Raw genomic sequence first — 17,932 nt, 5'->3', positions numbered from 1 at the left:
CTCCGAGGTACGCGACAGTCGCTCGTGTATCGGAGCGGGGCGCCGCGGATATTTAGGTCTGGATAGTTTAGGCTTGAAATATATACCTGAAGTGAGGGGTGCGCAAATGCGGGAAAGCTATTAGGAAAACCATAAAAAAGGGACACGGCAACGAACGTCACCGCAAAAAAGACAAACCGCACGGACCACAAAATAGTGCCGCACCCGCCGCGCGGAGCCAGCAAGGCAAATTGAAAGAAAGGAATAGAAGCAGGGAAGAGAAGCAGGGGAGAGAGGCAGGGGAGAGAGGCAGGGGAGAGAAGCAGAGAACGAGAGCCAGAGCCAGCGCCAGCGCGCCAACGCACGCAAGACCCGCCCCGAAAAGCGCGAGAGCGCCCCCCACCGACGCACAAAAGCGCGTAAGCCCCAAAAGGCCGCCCGCGCGGCCGGCCTGGGGCGGGCCCCGCAAGACCTTCCGCCCCACCCCACCCGTGGCTAAACCCTCAAGAACCCCACCCGCCCCAGCGACCGATCACAATGCCCGATCGCAGCCCGGCGCGGCGGCGGCACGGGGCGGTGGGGAGTCGATAAGCCCGAGGGAATCCGAAGGCAGTCGCCGCAGGCGACAACGAGGATGACGACGGGGCAGTCCGGAGCGAAGGCTCCGGACCGCAATCGTTGACCCGCCGCCCCGTGCCGTCGCCGCGCCGGGCGTCAAAAGAACCCAACACCCGCCCCTAGAACGCCAACCCAAAACAGCCACCTACCTCCCCCGCAACCACTCCTCCAACTCCCCCGCCGGCAACGGCGGCGAAAACAAAAACCCCTGCCCCGCCGCACACCCCTGCTCGATCAAAAACCGTCGCTGCTCTTCATTCTCGACGCCTTCAGCCACCACAGGCAGGCTCAAGCTTTCACCAATCCGTATCACCGCACTGGTCAACGCCCGCGCCGCATCATCGCTTTCCAGCCCCTGCACAAAGCTGCGATCCAGTTTCAGCTCATCGACGATCAGTCGCCGCAAGTGCCCCAGGCTGGAATACCCGGTTCCGAAGTCATCCATCGACAGCCGCACCCCCAGGCGATGCAGCTCCGCAATCGTGCGCAGCGTCCCGGCCGTGGCATCCAGCACCACCCCTTCCGTGATCTCAAGCATCAGATCCGCCGGCGCCAGCCCAAATTCCGCCAACGTCGCCGCAATCATCCGGGGCAGATTCAAATTATGGAAATTCGTGGCCGACAAGTTCACCGACACCGACGGCACCCGCAAACCGTTATTGCGCCAGATCGCCAACTGCGAACACGCCTCGCGCAGCGCCCAGTCCCCCAGGTCGCCGATCAGCCCGCATTCCTCGGCCAACGGCACGAACCGCGCCGGCGAAATATCGCCCAACGTCGGATGGCGCCATCGCGCCAGCGCCTCAATTCCATACAGACTGCCGTTCTTCAACCCCACCTGCGGTTGATAATGCAGCCGCAACGCCTTCGCTTCCAACGCATCCCGCAGCGCCGCTTCCAGCGCCAGACGTTCTTGCGCCTGACGGTTCATTTCCGCGCTGAAGAAAGAAATGCGGTTCCGCCCCGCCGTCTTCGCCTGATACATCGCCATGTCCGCATGGCGCAGCAACGTATCCATATCGCGGCCGTTCTCCGGGAACACGCTGATCCCGATACTGACCGACGGATTCAACGTCACGCCGCCCACCGAAAACGGCTGGGCCAACGCCACCAGGACATGTTCCGCCGCCGCCGTCAGACGGCCATGCTCGAAGTCCGGCATCAGCATCACAAACTCGTCGCCCGACAAGCGGCCCACGATGTCCGACGCCCGCGCCAGCCGGCGCAAACGCTGCGCCACATCCCGCAGCAACGCATCGCCGATGGGATGTCCCAGCGTATCGTTCACCTGCTTGAACCGATCCAGGTCCAGGAACAACACCGCCACCCGCTTGCGTTCCGGCTCCGCCCGCGCAATCGCCTGCTCGGCCTGCGCCAGCAACAGATTGCGGTTCGGCAAGCCCGTCAGCTCGTCATAGAACGCCAACTGACGAATCCGCGCGCGCGCTTCCTCGCGTTCCAGCGCCAGCGCGCACAGATACACACACACATCCACCAGCCGATGATGAAAATCGTCCGGCAGGCGGCGTTCGCGGAAGTAAAAGCCGAACGTACCGATCACCCGGCCATCGCTGGACTTGATGGGCGACGACCAGCATGCCTTGATGTCTTCAGGCAGCGGCAGATGGCGGTAGTCGTCCCACAGCGGGTCCGTCGCGATGTCCGGCACGATGACCGGCCGACCCAGGAACGCCGACGTGCCGCAGGCGCCCACATTCGGACCAATCTTCACCCCGTCCAGCGCGCTGGAGTAGGCGTCCGGCATGCTGGGAGACGCCAGCGGGCGCAGATGCCCCGTATCGTCCACCCGCAACACCGTCGCCGCCACTTCGGGCGCCAGGCGCTCGACCTCGCGGCACACCATGTTCATGACCTCGACCACCGACGCCTCGTTCACCATGGCTTGCAGCACGCGGCGTTGCAGCACCTCGTGCACCTTGGTGGGCGTAATGTCGGTCAGCACATCCACGATGTTGACCAGCGTGCCACGGTCATCGAAGACCGAGTTGGCCATGACCGACACCCACAACGGCTTGCCGCAGCGGTCATAGACCAGCACGTCTTTATGGAAGCCTTCGCGGCAAGCGATGCGGCGGTCCAGTTCTTCGCGCGTGCCGCCGTCCGGGCGTCCGCCCGCCAGCAACTCGCCCAGTTCCTGATGCAGCGCGTCGCCGCGCGCAAAGCCCAGCATGCGCTGAAAGCCGTCGTTCACGTAGACGATGCGGCCATCGCAACCGGACACTGCCACCGCGTTGCCCGTTTCGTTGATGCCCAGCAGCAGCAAGCGAATCTCTTCCTGCCGTTCCGCGTCGGCAATCGACTTGCGCGACACCACCGACACGCGCGTGATGGCGCCGTCCTCGTCGGGCAAAGGCAGGTACGTGGCTTCGATCCACAGGCTGCCGCCGTCTTTCATGCGGTAGCGACACGTGCCGGAAAAATGTTCGCCCCGACGCAAGCGCGTCCAGATGCGTTCGCCGCTGGCGATGCCCTTGCCTTCGTCCAGGCTGTCGCACAGCATGTCGTGGCGCAGCGTCAGCGCCTCTTCGCGGGTATAGCCAACCGCCGCCAGGAAATTGGCGTTGGCCTTCAATAGCGCGCCATCAGCGTCAAAGTCGAACAGCAACAGCGCCCGATCCATCGACGCCAGGTAATTCTGGGTATGCCACGCGGCGCCCTGGGGGCCCGCGCTTGAAACGCTTGCCTGATGAGTGTCAAGCATAAGGGGCTCCATACCGGAAAACAGCAGATCCGGTTTCATTCAGCGCTTTGGAAAACCAAGGGCGACGCGATCGCGTCCGTCCTGCTTGGCCAGATACAGCGCCTGGTCCGCTCGGCTTAGCGTTTCGGAAAAGGTTTCTCCGGATTGGTAGTGCGCCATGCCGATGCTGACCGTCAGCCTCAATACGTCGTGCTCGCCGGCCGCCACCGCCAGCCCGCGCACCGCGCCGACCAGCCTGTCCATGACGCCTTGGGCGGCTTCGGGTTGCGTGTTGGGCAGCATCACCAGGAATTCTTCGCCACCCCAACGTCCGCATAGATCACCGGCGCGCAGGCTTTCGCGCAGCACCCCGGCCAGTTCAACCAGCGCGCGGTCGCCGGTTTCGTGCCCATAGCGGTCGTTGACCGCCTTGAAGTGGTCCACATCCAGCATGGCAACCACGAAGCTCTCGTTGCTGCGCGAGGCGCGGCCCACTTCCTGCTTGATCATGTCCATCAGCGCGCGCCGGTTCAGCAGGCCCGTCAGCGGATCGCGGCTGGACGTTTCCTCCAGCGCGGTGTTCAAGTCCCGCATCATGTTCTGGTAGTGATCGGAAATGCGGGCAATGCGCGTCAATCGGCGCAGTTGGCGGTCGAACTGGTCGCACAGGCCCAGCTCGCGCTCGTGCGCCATCGATTGGTACGCGTCCGACAGCTGCGTCACGCGTTCAATGCGCGCCATCTGTTCGGCCGTGTGCCGCCACAGCGCTTCAAGCGCCTCGCGCAGCGGGTGGCCGGTATGGGCAGGGTCCGCCAGCAGTTCGGCGATGCGGCGATCCAGCTCGGCGGCGCCCGGCTTCATTCGCGGCCAACCACCGAAAACGGAAAGGTGCAGTCTTCCTTGAATTCCTCGGCCAGCTCGCCGACGCGCTCGTTGCGCTTGTCGTAGAACCAGGTCACGCTGACCGGCTGGCCCTTGCAATGGGCCGCTTCCAGCAGGTCGAAGATGTCCATGACGGATTTGATGCTGCTGGTGTTCAGGTACAGCAGCTCCAGTTCCAGGCGCAACGGGGCCGTCGTGCCCAGCAGATAGGCTTCGACCCATTCAATGACCGGGCCGAACAATTCAAACGAATTCTCGGGGTAGGAGTCGCCGCGCATCGCCAGCACGCCGGCAGCGGCGTCGGCGGTGATGGCGGGCGTGGACTGCGTCCCGGGAATGTTCAGGTCTTTCATCAGATACTCCGAAAATGATTCTTGGCTGCGCGCGTAGCCTTCAGATCACAACGCTAAGGCTGAAGAACGCAATGCCCTCGCCCGCCGTGGGCGTCAGGCTGGCTTCCAGCGGAGCGCCGGCGCGCCGCGCAATATCGATCAGGCCCAGGCCCGCGCCCGAGGCCACGCCCTGGGCGCGCGGCTTGTGCAGCTGCGCCTTGTATTCGGCCTTGAGCGCCGCCTTGTCCAGCGCGGCCAGTTCGCGGATGCGCGCAACCAGCGCGTGGCCGTCCTCGGCCTTGACCCGGTTGCCCGCCGACACCACGTAGCGGCTTTCGTCGCGGCGGCCTATGACCACCGTGGCGCAGGCTTCGGCATCGCCATTGGCGGTGGCGTATTGGCGGATGTTCTGGATCATTTCGATATAGACCGAAAAGACGTCCATGGCTTCGGCCGGCCGCGCATGTTCCGCGTTCAGGTAATTCTTGAGCGCATTGCCGATTTCCTCGATCAGGCTGCGGGAGATCGGCCCGTTAAAGCAAAGCAGGGTCCGGTTCTGGTTGAACCGTTCGCCCAACGCGTAGAGATCGGAGGCATTCATAGGGGGTTACCGCCCTGATAACGTTTATTCGAAACGGAAAGACAGCAGGGTGATGTCGTCACGTTGGGGACGGCCACCCTGGTACTGCGCCAGCGCCTGCGAAAACGCGGCTGCTTGCTCGGTTAACGGCTGCCGCGCGTGTCTCTTGAGCATTTCCGCGAAACGCGTGTTGCCGAAACCGAATCCGTGCTCGCCGCCGGCCTGGTCCAGGAAGCCGTCGGTGGCCAGGTAATACGTCCAGCCGGATTGCAGCGGCACGTCGATGTTTTCATAGACGCCCACCCGCTTGTCGCCCAGCGCGCGCTTGCCGCCCTGGATTTCGCGCAGGGTCTCGCCATCGCTGGCGTACAGGCTGATCTTCGCGCCGGCATAGCGCAGGCGCGCGGATTGGCGGTCAATATATACCAGCCCCGCATCGGTATTCGTGGCCAGCGCGCGCGGCAATTGCGCATCCGCAAGCATCGCGCGAATGGCCCCGTCGGTGCGGGTCAGCACCCCGGCCGGGTCGCTGGGGCCGACCTCGGTAATCGCCAGATCGATCGCGGCGCGCGCCAGCATCGTCATCAGCGCGCCCGGCACGCCGTGGCCCGCGCAATCCATGATGCCCAACAGGCAGTTGGCGCCATCGGAACGGAACACGTAGAAGTCGCCGCCGACCACATCGCGCGGCTTCCACAGCACGAAGTGGTGCGCGCCCAGCGATTGCGTCATCTGACGGTCGGGCAGGATGGCGCGCTGGATCAGGCTGGCGTAGTCGATGGAATCGCCGATCTTCTTGTGCGCGGCCGCCATGGCGCGGTTGGCGTCTTCCAGGGCAGAGGTGCGCTCGCGCACCTTGCTTTCCAGTTCGGCCGTGTGCTGGCGGACCTTGTCCGCCATGACGCCGAACGCGCGGCTGAGGTCGCCGATTTCGTCCTGGCCGCCCGGCGGCAGGCGCACGTCGTAACTGCCGTCGGCGATGGCGCGTGCCGATTGCTGCAAGCGGCGCAAGGGGCGCAGCATCAGGCGTTCAATGGCGTAGCCAAAGCACAGCAGCATGGCGGCGAACAGCACCACCAGGCCGATGGCGGCCGGCCACAGCCAGTCGGTGTCCAGCACGCGCGCGGCGCCCAGGTCCACCAGAGTGAGCACGTGCCAGTGCAGTTCGGGCATATACGCCACCGACACCAGCTGGCGCGCGCCGTCCATGACCACCCAGGCCGTCTGCACCGATTGCGGGTCCGCCTGCGCGGCATGCATGGCCGCGCGCAATTCTTCCCGGCCCGGCCCCGCGTCCAGCAGGCTGAACACCCGCCCGCGGTCCGCCGCGCCGCCGCCCGCGCCCGAGTTATAGGCGATCAGCGTGGGGTCCATGTGCGCCTGGATGGCGCCGTCTTCGTCAACGATGATCGGCGTAACGCCAGGTTGGCCGCTGTTGACGAATTCGCGCAGGAAGCCGCCCACGTCCAGCCCCGCACCGGTCAGCCCCACCACCTTGTCGCCGTCGCGCACCTGCGCGTTGATCCAGACCTTGGTGGTCTTGAGCTTCAGGTCCGGGTTGACGTTGATGTTGTACTTGGCCTGCGACTTCAGCGTGGCGTAGAACCAGCCGTCGTCCGCTGCCGAGGGGCTGAGCCTATAGCGCGGCGCCTCGGACAGCGGCTGGTCGTCGTTGAAGTAGTAGTTGCCGGAGGCGGCGCTGGCGATAAAGTAGGCGCGCCCAAGCAAGTCGCGCCGATAGCCGTCGGCCTCGCGAAAGAACAGCTCGCGGGCGGCGGGATCGTTTTCGTTGCGCAGCCAGCGGCGAGTGACTTCGCTGTCGGCCAGCCGCAACGACAAGGCCAGTTCGCGCGACACCGGCGCCAGGATGCGTTGCCGGTTCAGCTGCGTGAAGTTATCGGCGAAGGCGCGTCCGAAGTGGTCCCGGACGCCGTCCAGCACCAACCAACCGATGACGGCGGCAGGCGCCAAGGCGACCACGCACGCCAGCAACAGCGCCATCAATGATTTTTTGCGCAAACCCCATTTCGCCATGCGAAGTCTTCCTGACAACTTGATAGGACATAACGTGCGTCACGTGCGTACCCAGTCGGCAAGCACACGCGATGGGGACAGGCGCGACAAGTGTAGAGAACAGCGGGGGCTTTTGAAACAGCTGCAAACGTCTGGATTCCGGCCAGACACCTTGTGTTTCAACGCAGCAATGAAAATGGCGGTTTATTGCGTTTTATTTCCTACTTTTTTCTTATTATTTTTCCGCTCACCCGCCCCTGTGCAGCTTTATTACTACACGCCCAGATAGCGTTCCCATAGGCCACGGTCGGCGTCCAGCGCGGGCGAGTCGCCCGTCCAGACCACTTTGCCGCGTTCCAGGATGACGTGCTGATCCGCCAGGCTGAGCAACCTTTCGACATATTTATCGATGACCAGGATGGTCTGCCCGGCTTCGCGCAGACGCGCCAGGCAATGCCAGATCTCTTCGCGGATCTTGGGGGCCAGCCCTTCGGTGGCTTCGTCCAGGATCAAGAGGCGCGGATTGGTCACCAGCGCCCGGCCGATAGCCAGCATCTGCTGTTCGCCGCCCGACAACTGGTTGCCCATGTTGCGGGCGCGTTCGCGCAGGCGGGGGAACAGGTCGAAGACGCGGTCGGGCGTCCACGGGTCGGTAATGTCGGGGTTGCGGCCCGCCACGAAAGCGGTCAGGTGTTCGCGCACGCTCAGGTTCGGAAAGCACTGGCGACCTTCCGGCACGATGGCCACGCCGGCCCGCGCGATACGGTCCGTGCTCCAGCCGCTGATGTCCTGGCCCGCAAAGTGAATCTTGCCGCCGCGCAGCGGCAACTGGCCGAACAGGGTGCGCAGCAGCGTGGTCTTGCCCATGCCGTTGCGGCCCAGCAGCGTCACCACCTGCCCCGCGCCAATTTGCAGGTCCACGCCGAACAGCACCTGGCTGGCGCCGTAGCCGCTCTTGGCCGATTCAATGGTCAGCATCATGCGGTCTCCTCGTCGCCCAGGTAGGCTTGGCGCACTTCGGGATTGGCGCGGATGTCGTCGGGGGTGCCGGTGGCGATGACGCGGCCATACACCAGCACCGACAAGCGGTCGGCCAGGCGGAACACCGCCTGCATGTCGTGTTCGACCAGCAGCATGGCGGCCCGGCCGCGCAGGCTTTCGATCAGTTCGGTCAGGCGGACGGTTTCGTCCGGCCCCATGCCGGCCATGGGCTCGTCCAGCAACAGCACACTGGGACGCGCGGCCAGCGCCAGCGCGAATTCCACCTTGCGCTGCTCGCCGTGCGGCAGGGTGCCGGCCGGGCGGTCCAGCAGGCTGGCGTCGATGGCGCATTCACGCGCCAGCTCGCGCGCCTGTTCGTACAGCGCGGCCTCGGCGGCGCGCGGCTTCCAGAACCGGAAGCTGCTGCCCGCGTGCGCCTGCACCGCCAGGACCAGGTTATCCAACACGTTGGACTGCTTGAAGATATTGGTGATCTGGTACGACCGGGACAAACCGGCCGCCACCCGCTGGTGCGCGTTCAGGCCGGTCACGTCGCGTCCGCCGACCGTCAGCGTGCCCGAGTCGGCCGCCAAGGTGCCGGACAACAGATGGATCAACGTGGACTTGCCGGCGCCGTTGGGCCCGATCAAGGCGTGGATCTCACCCGGATTCAAGGACAGCGACACATTGTCGGTGGCCACCAGCGCACCAAAGCGGCGCACCAGGCCGGTGGCTTGCAAGGCGGGCGTATTTGCCGAGGTGGCCTGGGCAATGGATGACAGGCTCATGATCCCACCTTGCCGGATTGGGCAGCGGCGCGTCCGCCGAACATCGGGCCGAACAGGCCCACCAGACCGCGCGGCGCGCCGAACACCACGCATAGCAGCAACACGCCCAGCGGCAGGTGCCAGTATTCCGTCCACAAGCGCAGCACTTCTTCCAGCGTCAGCATCACGACCGCGCCGGCCACACCGCCCCAACGCAGCCCGATGCCGCCCACCAGCACCATGATCAGCAGGTTGGCCGACTGCGTCCAATGCATCAGGCTGGGAGAAATGAACAGGTTGTGATTGGCCAGCAGCGCGCCCGCCAGGCCCGCCGCCGCACCGCTGAGCGTGAACGCCACCAGCTTGATACGGTAGACGGGATAGCCCATGGATTCCATGCGCGATTCGTTTTCGCGAATGCCCTGCAAGGCGGTGCCAAAGCGCGACGACACCACGCGGCTGAACACCCACATCAGCAGCGCAAACAGCACCAGCACCAGGTAATAGAAGCTGACGTCATTAGCCAGGTCGATGCCCGGCAAGGTGGAATAGCCGGGCAGGTTCAGCCCGTCTTCCCCGCCGTACTGGCGTAGCGAAATGAAGATATAGAACAGCATCTGCGCGAACGCCAGCGTGATCATGATGAAGTAGACGCCACGCGTGCGCAGCGAGATCGCCCCCGTGATCGCCGCCAGCACGGCCGCCAGCAGCATCGCCACCGGCCAGACGATAAACGCCGATGTGATGCCCGACATCGCCAGGATGCCCACGGCGTAGGCGCCCGCGCCAAAGAAGGCCGCGTGACCCAGCGCCACCATGCCGCCGTAACCCAGGATCAGGTTCAGGCTGGTCGCGGCCAGGGCGTAGATCAGCACGCGGCGCACGAACGAAATGTAGAAATCCAGGCCCAGTGCGGGCGCGACCAGCGGGAATGCCGCCAGCGCCAACAACAGGACCACCGTCCAGATTGTGCTTTTCATCATCAACCCCGCGCCGGAAAGAGGCCCGAGGGCCGGAACACCAGCACGGCCGCCATCAATACGTAGATGGCGATGGCGGCCAGCGTCGGACCGACGCTGGAAGCGACAGCGGGCGAAAAGACCTGGCGCAGCAACATGGGCAGGAAGGCCCGCCCCGCCGTGTCGACCATGCCCACCAGCAAGGCGCCGACAAACGCGCCACGAATCGATCCGATGCCGCCGATGACGATGCACACCAGCACCAGGATCAGGATTTCTTCGCCCATGCCGACCTGCACCGACGTGATCGGCCCCAGCAACGCGCCGGCCACGGCGGCCAGCATGGCGCCCAGCACGAACACGCCCAGGAACAGCAAGGGCACGCGCACGCCCATCAGCGTGGCCATCTGGCGATTGGACGCGCCGGCCCGCACCAGCACGCCGGCACGGGTGCGCGTCACGAACCAGTACAGCCCCGCAGCGGCGGCCACGCCGAACACGATGATCATCAGCCGATAGGCCGGGTACAGCAGGTCGGGCAGCAGCCGCACCGGACCTGACAACACAGCCGGCATGTTCAGCATGACGGGCGCCGGGCCCCAGATCATCTTGACCAGGTCATTGGCGATAAGGATGACGGCGTAGGTGCCCAGCACCTGGGCCAGATGGTCGCGCAGCGCAAGGCGGCGGATAAGCGTCAGTTCCAGCACCACGCCGACCAGGCCGGTGGCGACGGCCGCCACCAGGACGGCGGCGGTAAATGAACCTGTGCGCTGCATGGTTTCGGCGGCGACATAGGCGCCGGCCATGTAGAGCGAGCCGTGAGCCAGATTCATGATGTCCATGATGCCGAAAACCAGGGTCAGCCCGGCCGCGATCAAAAACAACATCAACCCAAACTGCAGACCGTTCAGCAATTGCTCGACGATCAGCGTAAACGTCATGAACACTTCCCCCTGCCGCGCGCCTTGATGGCGGTGCGCGTGCGATTCAAACCTACATGGGACGGCGGCGCGCGCCGGCCGCGTCCGGCTGGGCCGGAAACCACGGCTGACGCGCGCTTGGGCGTCTTACCTCAGAGCTTGCACTCGCCGACGTAGACGTCCTGGTACTTGTCGAACACCTTGCCGACCAGCTTGTTGGTGATGCGGCCGCTGCCGTCCTTGTCGACGACGCGCAGGTAATAGGCCTGGATCGGATAGTGGTTCTTGCCGTAGGTGAAGCTGCCGCGCACCGACGGGTAGTCGGCCTTTTCCAGGGCGGCGATGACGGCCGCGCGATCCGAGGCCTTGCCGCCGGCCTGCTTGACGGCGGCGTCCATGGCCATGATCACGTCGTACGCCTGGGCGGCGTAAACCGACGGGTAACGGCCGTTGTATTCCTTGCGGAAGGCGTCCACGAACGCCTTGTTCTGCGGCACGTCCAGGTCATGCGCCCACTGGGCGGTGTTGTACATGCCCAGCATGGGTTCGCCCACGGCCTGGATCACGTCTTCGTCAGCCGAGAAGCCCGGGCCGATCAGCTTGACGCTTTGCGACAGGCCGGCCGACACGAACTGCTTGACGAAGTTGATGCCCATGCCGCCCGGCAGGAAGATGTAGACGGCGTCCGGCTTGGCGGCGCGAATCTGCGCGATCTCGGCGGCGTAGTCGATCTGGCCCAGCTTGGTGTAGACCTCGTCGCCCGGGGCGGTCTTGTAGCCGCGCTTGAAGCCCGTCAACGCGTCCTTGCCCGCCGGATAGTCGGGGGCCATGATGAACATTTTCTTGAAGCCTCGGTCGGCGGCGACCTTGCCGGCGGCTTCGTGGAAGGCGTCGTTCTGGTACGACGTGCCGAACCAGTAGTTATTGCACTGGGCGCCGGCGAACTGGCTGGGGCCCGGGTTGTTCGACAGGTACGGCACCTTGGCGGCGAACAGGGCGGGGCCGACGGCCAGCGCCACGTTCGAGCCGATCGGGCCGGTGAAGAAATCGATTTTCTCGCGCTGGATATAACGCGTGACCAATTGGCGGGCCTGGTCAGGGTTGCCGCCCATGTCGGTCTGCACGAATTCGGCGGGCTGGCCGCCCAGCTTGCTGCCCAGTTGCTTGATGGCCAGGTTGAAGCCATCGCGCGCTTCGGCGCCCAGCGCCGAGAACGGGCCGGAGATATCGTTGGCGATGCCGACCTTGACGGCGTCGGCCATGGCCACGGCCGGAACCAGCGCGGCGGCGGCGATAAGGGAAGTGATCAAACGCATGGTGGTGTGCTCCGTGCGCGAGCCCGCGCAGAGGGTGTTCTTATTGAGGGTGCGATTCGAATGACTTCTGCGCGCGGCATAGGGAAAGCTGGCGCGGTTCATAGTTTAGGTTTAAAGTATTCTTCAAAACAAGACTAGGGTTTTTACCAGCGGGGTTTCTACCGCGGGTTTACCAGCCCCCCATCAACGATGACCACTTCGACGACACGCTGGGTACGGCGCACGCGCGACAGTACCCGACATCTTGCCGAACCTCAAGAAAACGCCGATGACTGACGCTCCTGATCTCGAATCCCGCGCCGCGCCCGACGACCACCATGCGTTGCGCCTCTGGCTGCGCATGCTTACCTGCGCCAATCTCGTCGAAAGCGAGATCCGCAGCCGCCTGCGTAACGAGTTCGACACCACCCTGCCCCGCTTTGACCTGATGGCGCAATTGCAACGCGCGCCCAAGGGCATGAAGATGGGCGAGCTCTCGCGGCACATGATGGTCACCAACGGCAATATCACCGGCATTACCGACCAGCTTGAAAAGGAAGGGCTGGTGGTGCGCACGAAGGTCGAGTCCGACCGCCGCAGTTCGCTCATCAAGCTCACGCCGCAGGGCAAGAAAAGCTTTGCCCGCATGGCGCGCGCCCATGAAACCTGGGTCAAGTCCATGTTTGGCGACCTGCCCGAGTCCACCCGCAACGCGCTGTTCCAGGCGCTGGGCGAACTGAAGCTGCAAGTGGTGGCCACCCGCTCGGAATCCGCCAAGCCATAAGCCACGCTTTGCCCCCCGCCAGCGCTGAAAACCGACCCCGGTTTGGCGCATAATTGCCGCCATGATTCCGGTTTCCCTTCCTGGCGGTAATTTCTATGTGCTGATGGCGGCGTCGCTGGCCTGCCTGGCGACCTTGCTGACCTGGCTGGCCGTGCTGGCGACCACGCCCAGCGCGCGGCTGTGGCTGGGCGACCACCGGCGCATCGGCACGACGCTGATGACCATTCTTGCGCTGGTCGGCGCTATCTTTCCTTATCAGCAGTTCAGCCTGTGGTTTGCCGCCCACCGCGACGCCGAGGCCGACGCCGGCCGCAAGACAACGCTGGCCCACGCCACGCGCCTGTCCGGCGTGGACATGCCCGCCGGCACCGTGCTCAGCCTGACCCGCCCGGGGGAACTGGCCTCGTTCGACCGCGCCGTCTTTCCCGACGCGCAACCCGCCGCCATCCTGGGCGTGTCCGCCACCCGCCTGTTCCGCTACGCCGCCACCCCCAAGCAACCCGAAACCCTGTCCGTGGAAATTGCGCGCGACCAGGCCCAGGAAGGCTGGCTGTGTGCGCACGGACATCGGCTGGAATTCGTGTTGCAAGGCGGCCAGCCGCGCTTTGCCAGCTGCCATCTGGCGGTGGGCAATACCCTGGACCAGCAGCCGGTGCCGCCGGGCGCCTGGTTGAAAGTGGACGAGGCCGCGCGCGGCACGCCGCCCGACGCGGGCGCCAGCACGCCGCGCTGGTTGCTGCGTACCGAGGGCAGCGACGCGGTGACGTTGCGCCAACTGCCCTTGCTGAAGGTGGACATGCGGCTGGACAGCCAGCGCCGCCTGCTGGATTTTGAAGGCCTGCTGGCGCGCGAGACCACGCTGGGCGCCATGACCTACCCGCCCGGCACCCGCGTGCTGGCCGCCAACCCGCGCCTGCCCGGTGCGCAAGCAGGCGACCTGTTGTTTTCGCCGTCGCGCGGGCGCTCGGCGCGCCGCAATGGGGGTGAAGATGTCGACGCCGGCAACTCGGTGCTGCAAGCGCCGGACGGCACGGTACGCAGCGTGCTGACCAACCGCCAGGCCGGCGTGCTGGACGTGGCGGCCATGCGGATGGCCCCCTGACCGCCTTGCCCGCCAGGGGCCACCCTGCCCCACCGGCCGCCGCCTGACAAACCCCTGCCGCAAACCGGTGGGATAATACGAAGCTTTCCCCCGCGCGCCGCCTTACCGGCGGCGATTTTGTCCTGCCTACTCAAGAGACGAAGTCATGGCCGTTAATTTGCAGATCCCCTCCGAGTCCGAAATTTTTCCTGTAGCCGGTGTTGAAATCGGCGTCACCGAGGCCGGCATCCGCAAAGCCAACCGACGTGACCTGACCGTGTTCCGCCTGGCCGAAGGCACCAGCGTGGCGGGCGTGTTCACCCGCAACCGCTTCTGCGCCGCCCCGGTGCAGGTCTGCCAGGCCCACCTGGCCGCCGGCGGCGCCATCAGCGCGCTGGTCATCAACACCGGCAACGCCAACGCCGGCACGGGCGAAGAAGGCTTGAAGAAAGCGCAGGACACCTGCGAAGCGCTGGGCAAGCTGCTGGGCGTGCCCGCCGCCGAAGTCCTGCCGTTCTCCACCGGCGTCATCCTTGAGCCCCTGCCGCTGGACCGCCTGGTCGCCGGCCTGCCGGGCGCCATCGCCAACCTGGGCGCCGACCATTGGTCCAGCGCCGCGCACGGCATCATGACGACCGACACGCTGCCCAAAATCTCGTCGGCCAAGGTGCTGATCGACGGCAAAACCGTCACTTTCACCGGCATCAGCAAGGGCGCGGGCATGATCCGCCCGAACATGGCGACCATGCTCAGCTTCCTGGCCACCGATGCCGGCATTGCCCAGCCGCTGCTGCGCAAGCTGGCCGGTGAAATCGCCGACGCGTCGTTCAACCGCATCACGGTTGACGGCGACACGTCCACCAACGATTCCTTCATCATCGCCGCCACCGGCAAATCGGGCGTGAACGTCAACAGCGAATCGGACGCCGCCTACGCCGCCGTGCGCGACGCGCTGACCGCCGCCGCGCTGGAGCTGGCCACCAAGATCGTGCGTGACGCCGAAGGCGCCACCAAGTTCATGACCATCCGCGTCGAAGAGGCCGGCACCACCGAAGAAGCGCTGAAGGTGGCTTACGCCGTGGCGCATTCGCCGCTGGTCAAGACCGCGTTCTTCGCGTCGGACCCCAACCTGGGCCGCATCCTGGCGGCCGTGGGCTACGCCGGTATCGACGACCTGGACGTGTCAAACATCCGCCTGTGGCTGGACGATGTGCTGGTGGCCAAGAACGGCGGCCGCAACCCCGACTACCAGGAAGCCGATGGCCAGCGCGTGATGAAGCAGGCCGAAATCCTGGTGCGCATCGCGCTGGGTCGGGGCCAGGTGTCGGACACCGTCTACACCTGCGACTTCTCGCACGAATACGTGTCCATCAACGCCGACTACCGTTCGTGATCGGCCATGAGCGCTAGCGAGTTCACCACCCTTATCCAGCGCGCCGAGCGCGTGTTGGCGCAGCTTGAGGCCTTTCTGCCGCCGGCCACGCCCGAGATCGACTGGAGCGCGCACGCGTTCCGTTGGCGCAAGCGCGGCTCGCGCGGTTGGCTTGATGCGGTGCGCCACGTGGCGCGCATCGACATGCAGGACCTTCAGCACATCGAGCGCCAGAAGGCCACCATCGACCGCAACACGCAGCAGTTTCTGGCGAACAAGCCGGCCAACAACGTGCTGATGACCGGCGCGCGCGGCACCGGCAAGAGCTCGCTGGTCAAGGCGATGCTGGCGGCGTACGGCGACCAGGGCCTGCGCCTGATCGAAGTGGACAAGTCCGACCTGGGCGACCTGGCCGACATCGTCGAACTGGTCGCGCCGCGCCCCGAACGCTTCATCGTCTTCTGCGACGACCTGTCGTTTGAAGAAGGCGAGCCCGGCTACAAGGCGTTGAAGTCGGTGCTGGACGGCTCGGTGTCGGCCTCGGGCGACAACGTGCTGATCTACGCCACGTCCAACCGGCGTCATCTGATGCCCGAATACATGAGCGAAAACCTTCAGGCCAAGCATCAGCCCGATGGCGAAATCCACCCCGGCGAAACCGTCGAGGAAAAGATCTCGCTGTCGGAACGCTTCGGCCTGTGGCTGTCGTTCTATCCGTTCAAGCAGGATGACTACCTGGACATCGTCTACCACTGGCTGCGCGAGCTGGGCTGCCCGGAGGCGCACATCGAGCCCTCGCGCACCGAGGCGCTGCAATGGACGATTGAACGCGGATCGCGTTCGGGCCGCGTGGCCTATCAGTTCGCGCGCGATTGGGCGGCCCGCCATGTCTGAAAAGATCGTTGACGTTGCAGCGGGCCTGATCCTGCGTCCCGACGGCATGCTGCTCTTGGGCCAGCGGCCCGAGGGCAAGCCCTGGTCGGGCTGGTGGGAGCTGCCGGGCGGCAAGCTGGAACCCGGCGAAACGGTGCTGCAAGCGCTGGCCCGCGAATTGCAGGAAGAGCTGGGCATCCGCGTGACGCAGTCGCGCCCGTGGGTGACCTATGTGCACGTCTATCCCCACACCACGGTGCGCCTGGCGTTCTGCCACGTCACCGCCTGGGAAGGCGAACCGCAAGGACTGGAAAACCAGCGCCTGGAATGGGTCAACCCCGCCAACGCGGCATCGGTCGGCGACTTGCTGCCCGCCACGCTGCCGCCGCTGCGCTGGCTGCAACTGCCCACCACTTATGGCATCAGCTCGATCGGCTCGCGTGCGGGCGTGGCCGCGTTCCTGGGCCGGCTGGACGCAGCGCTTGCGCGTGGCGTGAAGCTCGTGCAACTGCGTGAACCGCAATGGCCCGATGGCGCCGGTGCAGCATCGCTGCATGAAGTTTTTCAGCAAGTGATCAAGCGCTGCCGCGCCGCCGGCGCGCGTGTGCTGGTCAACAGCGCGCACCCCGCCGCATGGTGGAAAGAAGCCGACGGCGTACACCTGCGCACTGCGGATGCCGCCCGCTTGCACGCACGGCCCGAATTGCCGGCCGGCGCGCTGGTTGGCGTGTCCGCGCACGACAACGCGCAAGTCGTCCACGCCCGTGAACTCGGCGCCGACTTTGCCGTGCTGGGTCCCGTGCTGGACACGCCCAGCCACCCTGGCGCCGCGACGCTCGGCTGGGAAGGCTTTGTGGCGGGCAATCGCGACGCGGGCATACCCGTATTCGCGCTGGGCGGCCAGTCCACCGCCACCGTGTCGCACGCACTACGTCATGGTGCGCACGGCATCGCGGGTATACGTGGCGTGATCTAACTACCCTGCGGGGCCGGAAGTCTGGCAAGATGTAAGTCTTATCGGCCCCGCCGCCGGCTCGTCCGGCGCCGCTCCGGTCCTGATAGCCGGGTGCCCCGCGCGGCGGGCCACGACAGCTCTCTCGTCATGAAGGAACCTGTCATGTCCCGCCGTGCGAATACCGAGCGCCAAATACTCCAAGCCCTTGAAGCCCAGATCCTGGAAACAGGCATGGGCGGAGTCGGCATCAACGCCATCGCCAAGCGCGCAGGCGTCAGCAAAGAACTCATCTACCGCTACTTTGACGGCATGTCGGGCCTGCTGCTGGCGTGGATGAAAGAACAAGATTTCTGGACACGCAACCCCGGCTTGTTGACCACGGAGGAATCCAGCCAGCGCACGCCGGCCGATCTGATTCTGACGATGCTGCGCGCGCAGATTGAAACGCTATCAGGCAATGAAACCTTGCGCGAGGTGCGGCGCTGGGAGCTGATCGAACAGAACGACGTCACCGCATCCCTGGCCGAACGCCGCGAAAATGCCGCGCGCGGATTCATCGAGCGCGTTGACGAACTTGCGCCTGATGTAGACGTGCCCGCCGTAGCGGGCGTGATACTGGCCGGGGCGGTCTACCTGACATTGCGCGCCAAAACCGCCACGCACTTTTTAGGCTTGCCGCTGCATGAGCCTGAAGGCTGGGCGCGCATCGACAAAGCGCTGGAATACCTGGTCGCGCACAGCTTTCCGGATGAGCTCAATGCCGAAGCGTTATCGACATTGGAAGCGCGCCGCCAAAGCAGCGCGGCGTCCGGCGAACCCGTCGTGTGAACGGCTGCG

General features: G+C 65.3%; 16 protein-coding genes. 6 read left to right on the top strand and 10 right to left on the bottom strand.

The window, feature by feature from the left end:
* Window positions 1-742 precede the first annotated feature (742 nt).
* The 10 genes from KYT87_RS02405 to KYT87_RS02360 form a co-directional block, all read right to left on the bottom strand.
* On the bottom strand, window positions 743-3,358 hold the full coding sequence (locus tag KYT87_RS02405) for an EAL domain-containing protein (RefSeq protein ID WP_046807398.1): 2,616 nt from the start codon (window positions 3,356-3,358) through the stop codon (window positions 743-745).
* Entirely contained in the window at window positions 3,359-4,159 is an 801-nt protein-coding gene (gene siaD / locus KYT87_RS02400; protein ID WP_104144761.1) for a biofilm regulation diguanylate cyclase SiaD, read from the bottom strand. It abuts the gene before it with no gap.
* Window positions 4,156-4,533 carry a biofilm regulation phosphoprotein SiaC gene (gene siaC, locus KYT87_RS02395; RefSeq protein WP_104144762.1) on the bottom strand — a complete coding sequence of 126 codons (378 nt, stop codon included), beginning with the start codon at window positions 4,531-4,533 and terminating at the stop codon, window positions 4,156-4,158. Before siaC ends, siaD begins: the two co-directional genes overlap by 4 nt.
* Before the next feature lie 40 nt (window positions 4,534-4,573).
* Entirely contained in the window at window positions 4,574-5,113 is a 540-nt protein-coding gene (gene siaB, locus KYT87_RS02390; protein ID WP_046807395.1) for a biofilm regulation protein kinase SiaB, read from the bottom strand.
* Between the two features lie 24 nt (window positions 5,114-5,137).
* Window positions 5,138-7,126, bottom strand: a complete 1,989-nt coding sequence (gene siaA / locus KYT87_RS02385; protein ID WP_219991641.1) for a biofilm regulation protein phosphatase SiaA — start codon at window positions 7,124-7,126, stop codon at window positions 5,138-5,140.
* 252 nt (window positions 7,127-7,378) lie between these two features.
* Window positions 7,379-8,083, bottom strand: a complete 705-nt coding sequence (locus KYT87_RS02380; RefSeq protein ID WP_046807400.1) for an ABC transporter ATP-binding protein — start codon at window positions 8,081-8,083, stop codon at window positions 7,379-7,381.
* Window positions 8,083-8,874: an ABC transporter ATP-binding protein gene (locus tag KYT87_RS02375; RefSeq protein WP_219991640.1), complete on the bottom strand. Its 792-nt coding sequence runs from the start codon at window positions 8,872-8,874 to the stop codon at window positions 8,083-8,085. Before KYT87_RS02375 ends, KYT87_RS02380 begins: the two co-directional genes overlap by 1 nt.
* Entirely contained in the window at window positions 8,871-9,836 is a 966-nt protein-coding gene (locus KYT87_RS02370; RefSeq protein ID WP_219991639.1) for a branched-chain amino acid ABC transporter permease, read from the bottom strand. Before KYT87_RS02370 ends, KYT87_RS02375 begins: the two co-directional genes overlap by 4 nt.
* Window positions 9,836-10,756: a branched-chain amino acid ABC transporter permease gene (locus KYT87_RS02365; RefSeq protein WP_046807392.1), complete on the bottom strand. Its 921-nt coding sequence runs from the start codon at window positions 10,754-10,756 to the stop codon at window positions 9,836-9,838. The genes KYT87_RS02370 and KYT87_RS02365 overlap by 1 nt, the downstream gene beginning before the upstream one ends.
* A gap of 131 nt (window positions 10,757-10,887) precedes the next feature.
* Complete coding sequence (locus tag KYT87_RS02360; protein ID WP_120153687.1) at window positions 10,888-12,051, bottom strand: ABC transporter substrate-binding protein; 1,164 nt, start codon at window positions 12,049-12,051, stop codon at window positions 10,888-10,890.
* A gap of 268 nt (window positions 12,052-12,319) precedes the next feature.
* Between KYT87_RS02360 and KYT87_RS02355 the strand changes: the two genes are divergently transcribed.
* From KYT87_RS02355 to KYT87_RS02330, 6 genes are all read left to right on the top strand, one after another.
* A complete protein-coding gene (locus tag KYT87_RS02355; RefSeq protein WP_046807390.1) occupies window positions 12,320-12,814 on the top strand; it encodes a MarR family winged helix-turn-helix transcriptional regulator in 495 nt (164 codons plus the stop codon).
* Between the two features lie 61 nt (window positions 12,815-12,875).
* Window positions 12,876-13,916 (top strand): hypothetical protein, encoded by a 1,041-nt coding sequence (locus tag KYT87_RS02350; RefSeq protein WP_046807389.1) that lies wholly within the window; start codon window positions 12,876-12,878, stop codon window positions 13,914-13,916.
* A 145-nt stretch (window positions 13,917-14,061) separates the two neighbouring features.
* On the top strand, window positions 14,062-15,288 hold the full coding sequence (argJ, locus tag KYT87_RS02345; protein WP_219991638.1) for a bifunctional glutamate N-acetyltransferase/amino-acid acetyltransferase ArgJ: 1,227 nt from the start codon (window positions 14,062-14,064) through the stop codon (window positions 15,286-15,288).
* A 6-nt stretch (window positions 15,289-15,294) separates the two neighbouring features.
* Complete coding sequence (locus KYT87_RS02340) at window positions 15,295-16,161, top strand: ATP-binding protein (RefSeq protein WP_006217204.1); 867 nt, start codon at window positions 15,295-15,297, stop codon at window positions 16,159-16,161.
* Window positions 16,154-17,116 (top strand): Nudix family hydrolase, encoded by a 963-nt coding sequence (locus KYT87_RS02335; RefSeq protein ID WP_219991637.1) that lies wholly within the window; start codon window positions 16,154-16,156, stop codon window positions 17,114-17,116. Before KYT87_RS02340 ends, KYT87_RS02335 begins: the two co-directional genes overlap by 8 nt.
* Before the next feature lie 141 nt (window positions 17,117-17,257).
* Window positions 17,258-17,923 (top strand): TetR/AcrR family transcriptional regulator, encoded by a 666-nt coding sequence (locus KYT87_RS02330; RefSeq protein WP_219991636.1) that lies wholly within the window; start codon window positions 17,258-17,260, stop codon window positions 17,921-17,923.
* Window positions 17,924-17,932: the final 9 nt, after the last annotated feature.

The organism is Achromobacter sp. ES-001, assembly GCF_019448355.1.
Classification (GTDB): Bacteria; Pseudomonadota; Gammaproteobacteria; order Burkholderiales; family Burkholderiaceae_B; genus Achromobacter; species Achromobacter spanius_B.
This window is presented reverse-complemented; position numbering and strand designations above follow the sequence as displayed.

Coding starts and splice junctions, on each gene's coding strand:
- KYT87_RS02405 (WP_046807398.1), bottom strand. CDS start 3,358: ATGAAACCGGATCTGCTGTTTTCCGGTATGGAGCCCCTTATGCTTGAC.
- siaD (WP_104144761.1), bottom strand. CDS start 4,159: ATGAAGCCGGGCGCCGCCGAGCTGGATCGCCGCATCGCCGAACTGCTG.
- siaC (WP_104144762.1), bottom strand. CDS start 4,533: ATGAAAGACCTGAACATTCCCGGGACGCAGTCCACGCCCGCCATCACC.
- siaB (WP_046807395.1), bottom strand. CDS start 5,113: ATGAATGCCTCCGATCTCTACGCGTTGGGCGAACGGTTCAACCAGAAC.
- siaA (WP_219991641.1), bottom strand. CDS start 7,126: ATGGCGAAATGGGGTTTGCGCAAAAAATCATTGATGGCGCTGTTGCTG.
- KYT87_RS02380 (WP_046807400.1), bottom strand. CDS start 8,083: ATGCTGACCATTGAATCGGCCAAGAGCGGCTACGGCGCCAGCCAGGTG.
- KYT87_RS02375 (WP_219991640.1), bottom strand. CDS start 8,874: ATGAGCCTGTCATCCATTGCCCAGGCCACCTCGGCAAATACGCCCGCC.
- KYT87_RS02370 (WP_219991639.1), bottom strand. CDS start 9,836: ATGATGAAAAGCACAATCTGGACGGTGGTCCTGTTGTTGGCGCTGGCG.
- KYT87_RS02365 (WP_046807392.1), bottom strand. CDS start 10,756: ATGACGTTTACGCTGATCGTCGAGCAATTGCTGAACGGTCTGCAGTTT.
- KYT87_RS02360 (WP_120153687.1), bottom strand. CDS start 12,051: ATGCGTTTGATCACTTCCCTTATCGCCGCCGCCGCGCTGGTTCCGGCC.
- KYT87_RS02355 (WP_046807390.1), top strand. CDS start 12,320: ATGACTGACGCTCCTGATCTCGAATCCCGCGCCGCGCCCGACGACCAC.
- KYT87_RS02350 (WP_046807389.1), top strand. CDS start 12,876: ATGATTCCGGTTTCCCTTCCTGGCGGTAATTTCTATGTGCTGATGGCG.
- argJ (WP_219991638.1), top strand. CDS start 14,062: ATGGCCGTTAATTTGCAGATCCCCTCCGAGTCCGAAATTTTTCCTGTA.
- KYT87_RS02340 (WP_006217204.1), top strand. CDS start 15,295: ATGAGCGCTAGCGAGTTCACCACCCTTATCCAGCGCGCCGAGCGCGTG.
- KYT87_RS02335 (WP_219991637.1), top strand. CDS start 16,154: ATGTCTGAAAAGATCGTTGACGTTGCAGCGGGCCTGATCCTGCGTCCC.
- KYT87_RS02330 (WP_219991636.1), top strand. CDS start 17,258: ATGTCCCGCCGTGCGAATACCGAGCGCCAAATACTCCAAGCCCTTGAA.